Source organism: Kitasatospora sp. NPDC059648, from assembly GCF_042734825.1.
In the GTDB taxonomy this organism is placed as follows: Bacteria; Actinomycetota; Actinomycetes; order Streptomycetales; family Streptomycetaceae; genus Kitasatospora.
In genome coordinates this window covers 1-4,276 of sequence record NZ_JBHWDU010000188.1, presented here as the reverse complement: position 1 = coordinate 4,276, position 4,276 = coordinate 1, and the positions used below count along the sequence as shown (strand labels likewise).

The 4,276-nt window shown below is 74.3% G+C and carries 2 protein-coding genes; both read right to left on the bottom strand.

Annotation, left to right across the window (positions count from 1 at the left end; all coding sequences use genetic code 11):
- A partial coding sequence (locus ACFV1W_RS40155) for a type I polyketide synthase (protein ID WP_380422475.1) occupies positions 1-1,278 on the bottom strand: 1,278 nt, incomplete at its 3' end.
- Positions 1,271-4,276, bottom strand: a 3,006-nt coding sequence (locus ACFV1W_RS40150; protein WP_380422474.1) for an SDR family NAD(P)-dependent oxidoreductase, incomplete at its 5' end; no start/stop codon positions are given. The genes ACFV1W_RS40155 and ACFV1W_RS40150, both read right to left, overlap by 8 nt.

The following is a 4,276-nucleotide window of genomic DNA, read 5'->3' as shown; positions in this document are numbered from 1 at the left end:
GGTGAGCAGTTCGACGGCGCCGGACTCCCAGTCGACGTGCGGGGTGGGCTCGTCCACGTGGAGGGTGCGGGGCAGCACGCCGTGACGCATCGCCTCGACCATCTTGATGACGCCGCCGACGCCGGCCGCGGCCTGGGTGTGGCCGATGTTGGACTTCAACGAGCCCAGCCAGAGCGGCTGATCGGCGCCGTGGGCCCGGCCGTAGGTGGCCAGCAGGGCCTGCGCCTCGATCGGGTCGCCGAGCCTGGTACCGGTGCCGTGCGCCTCGACCGCGTCGACCTGGTCCGCCGACAGCCGGGCGTTGGCCAGCGCGGCCCGGATCACCCGCTGCTGCGCGGGCCCGTTGGGGGCGGTGAGCTGGCTGCTCTTGCCGTCCTGGTTGATCGCGGTGCCTCGGATGACCGCGAGCACCGGGTGCCCGGCGGCCTGGGCGTCGGAGAGCCGCTCCAGCAGCAGCATGCCGACGCCCTCGCCCCAGATCACGCCGTCGGCCGCGGCCGCGAAGGACTTGCAGCGGCTGTCCGGGGACAGCCCGCGCTGGCGGCTGAACTCCAGGAACATCCCGGGCGTCGACATGACCGCCGCGCCGCCGGCGAGCGCCATGCCGCACTCGCCGCTGCGCAGCGCCTGGACGGCCAGGTGGATCGCCACCAGCGAGGACGAGCAGGCGGTGTCCACCGTCACCGCGGGCCCCTCGAACCCGAGGGTGTACGAGATGCGGCCGGACGCGACGCTCAGCGTGTTGCCGGTCAGGACGTAGCCCTCGACGTCCTCGGGCCCCTGGTGGGTGAGCGAGGCGTACTCGTGGTTGGACACGCCGGTGAACACGCCGGCCGCCGTGCCGCGCAGTGCGGTCGGGTCGATGCCGGCCCGCTCCATGGCCTCCCAGCTGGTCTCCAGCAGCAGCCGCTGCTGGGGGTCCAGGGCGAGCGCCTCGCGGGGACTGATGCCGAAGAACTCGGCGTCGAACCGGTCCGCGTCGTAGAGGAATCCGCCCTGGCGTGCGTAGCTGCGGCCGGCGGCGTCCGGGTCCGGGTCGAAGAGGTCGGACAGCTCCCACTCGCGGTTGCCGGGGAAGTCTCCGATCGCGTCCACGCCGTCGGCGACCAGCCGCCACAACGCCTCGGGGGTGTCGGCGCCGCCGGGGAACCGGCAGGCCATGGCCACGACGGCGATCGGCTCCCGGGCGGCGGACTCGGCCTGCCGCAACCGCTGCCGGGTCTGCTGGAGCTCCGTGGTGACCCGCTTCAGATAGTCGCGGAGTTTGTCCTCACTCACCGTCTGCCCCCAGTCCCAGCTCGTTGTCGATGAAGTCGAAGATCTCGTCGTCGGTCGCGGAGTCCATCCGCGCCGCGGCGGCGTCGTCCGCCGGACCGGATCCGGCTGTCCCGTCCAGCTCGGTGAGCCTGTCGAGGACGTCCTGCAGGCGCAGGATCAGGTCGTTCCTGGTGTCGGACCGCAGGGTGGCGGCGTTGGCCGTCAGCCGGTCCAGTTCGGCCGCGAGCAGCGGCGGGGCGCCGCCAGTCGCGTCCGGGCCCGCCGTGCCCGCCGCGTCGGGTGCGAACTCGGCGCGCAGGAAGGCGGCGAGTTCGGCCGGGGTCGGGTAGTCGAACAGCGTGGTGGCGGGCAGTCGCAGTCCGGTGTTCCGGTTCAGGGTGTTGCGGAACTCGACGGCGGTCAGCGAGTCGAGGCCGGTTTCCAGGAAGCCGGTCCGGCCGTCCAGCGCCGCCGCCGAACTGTGGCCGAGGACGGTGGCGAGCTGGCCCAGGATGTGCTCCTCCAGGATCCGGACCTGCTCCTCCTCGCCGCGGCCTGCCAGCCGCTGACGGAAGGTGTCCGCGTCCACGGTGTCCCTGGCCCGGCGGCGTGCGGTCGTGCCGACCAGGCCGCGCATCAGGGGTGGCACGACGGGGTTGTCCCCGCCGAACCCGGTGAGGTCGAGCCGGGCCGGGACCAGCAGCGGCTGGTCGTGGCCGAGGGCGAGGTCGAACAGGTCGAGCGCCTGCGCGGTCGGCACCGGTGCGATGCCGCCCCGGGTCAGCCGGGCCCGTCCGGCCTCGTCCAGGGCGCCCGCCATTCCGCTCTCCAGCTCCCACAGGCCCCAGGCCAGCGAGACGCCCGCCAGGCCGCAGGCGCGGCGGTGGGCCGCGAGGGCGTCCAGGAAGGTGTTGGCGGCCGCGTAGTTGGCCTGGCCGGCGTTGCCGATCAGACCGGCGACGGAGGAGAAGAGGACGAAGGCCCGCAGGCCTAGGTGCCCGGTCGCCTCGTGCAGGTTCCAGGCCGCGTCGACCTTCGGCCGCAGCACCGCGCCGAGCCGTTCGGCCGTCAGCGCCGGGAGGGTGCTGTCGTCCAGTACGCCGGCGGCGTGCACCACGGCAGTCAGCGGGTGCTCGGCCGGGACCGCACCGATCAGGGCGGCCACCGCGTCGCGGTCGGCGGTGTCGCAGGCCGCGACGGTGACCTCGGCTCCCGACTCCCGCAGTCCGGCGACCAGTTCGGCGGCTCCCGGAGCGTCCGGTCCGCGCCGGCCGACGAGCAGCAGGTGCCGTACGCCGTGCCCGGTCACCAGCCGGCGGGCGATCAGCGCGCCGAGGGTGCCGGTGCCACCGGTGATCAGCACGGTGCCCGCCGGGTCGAGTGGAACGGGTGTCCCGGCGGTGACGGTGGCCTTGGCGAACCGGGGCACCAGCAGCTCGCCGGCGCGCAGCGCGAACTGCGGGGCGTCGCCGGCAAGGGCGGCGGGCAGTGCGCGCAGGGACGGGTCGCCGCCGTCGTGGTCGACCAGGACGATCCGGCCGGGGTTCTCGGACTGCGCGGTGCGCACCAGGCCCCAGACGGCGGCGGCGGCGAGGTCGGGCACGTCCTCGTCGTCCCGGGCGGCGATCGCGCCCTCGGTGAGGACGGTCAGCACGGTTCCGGCCAGTCGTCCGTCGGACAGGAACTCCTGGACGGTCGCCAGGACGGCGGCCGCGGTGGCGTGCGCCCCGGCGACGACGCCCTCCTCGGAGGCCGCGACCGGCAGCAGCAGGCCGGCGATTCCGGCAGGCACCGTCGACTGGAGCGCGCCCGGTCCGTCGTGCACCTCCGCGGCGATGCCCAGCCGGACCAGCCGGTCGGCCAGGTCCTTGTCGCCGAGGACGGCGTACGGCAGTGCGGCCGGCCGGACCGGTCCGGCGGCGATCCGGCTCCACTGCACCCGGTAGAGCGAGTCCGGCTGCTTGGTGCGGGCAGCGGCCAATTGCTCGGCGCCGACCGGGCGCATGGCCAGCGCCTCGATGGTCATCACCGGGGCGCCGGAGCGGTCGGCGATCTCCAGGGCGACGAGGTCCGGCTCTGGGCGGGACAGGTGCACCCGCACGTGACGGGCCCCGGTCGCGTGCAGGGTGACCCCGCTCCAGGAGAACGGCAGCCGGACGCCGTCCTCGGAGCCGTACCAGAGCATCAGCGGGTGCAGCGCGGAGTCCAGCAGGGCCGGGTGGAGGCCGTAGTTCTCCTCGTCGCCGTCGTCCGGCAGCGCGATCTCGGCGTACACGTCCTCGCCGAGCCGCCAGCCGGCCCTGAAGCCCTGGAACATCGGGCCGTACTCGTACCCGCGGTTGATGAACGTCCGGTAGAACTCGTCGATGTCGACCGGGGTCGCCCCGGCCGGCGGCCAGACGGACAGGTCGAAGGACGGCTGCCCGACCTCCCGGGCCAGGTACCCGCTGGCGTGCCGGGTCCACGCCTCCTCCGGCGCGGCGTCGGCCGGTCGGGAGTACATGGTGAACGGGCAGCGCTCGGTCTCGTCCGGGGTGCCGACGGTGATCTGCACGTCCCGCGCGCCCTGCGGAGGTACGGCCAGGAACGCGTGGTGGACCAGTTCGTCCAGCCGGCCGAACCCGGCCTGCCCACCGGCGTACGAGAGCAGGTCGAGGAAGGCCACGCCCGGCAGGACGACCGTGCCGAACACCACGTGGTCGTGGAGCCACGGCTGCTGCTTCGGAGAGACGCGGCCGGTGAACAGCCTGGTCCCGTCGGGGAGGACGACGGCGGCGCCCAGCAGCGGGTGGTCGGTCGTGGTCAGTCCGGCGGAGGCCAGGTCGGCGGACCGGGTGGCGGGCTTGAGCCAGTAGCGCTCGCGTTGGAAGGGGTAGGTGGGGAGATCGGCGGTGCGGATGGTGGCGCCGGAGGGCGTGGGGATCGGCCAGGTGACGGGGTGGCCGTGGGTGTGGAGGGTGGCGAGGGCTGCTGTGGTGGTGCGGGTTTCGGGGTGGCCCTGGCGGAGGGTGTTGATGGC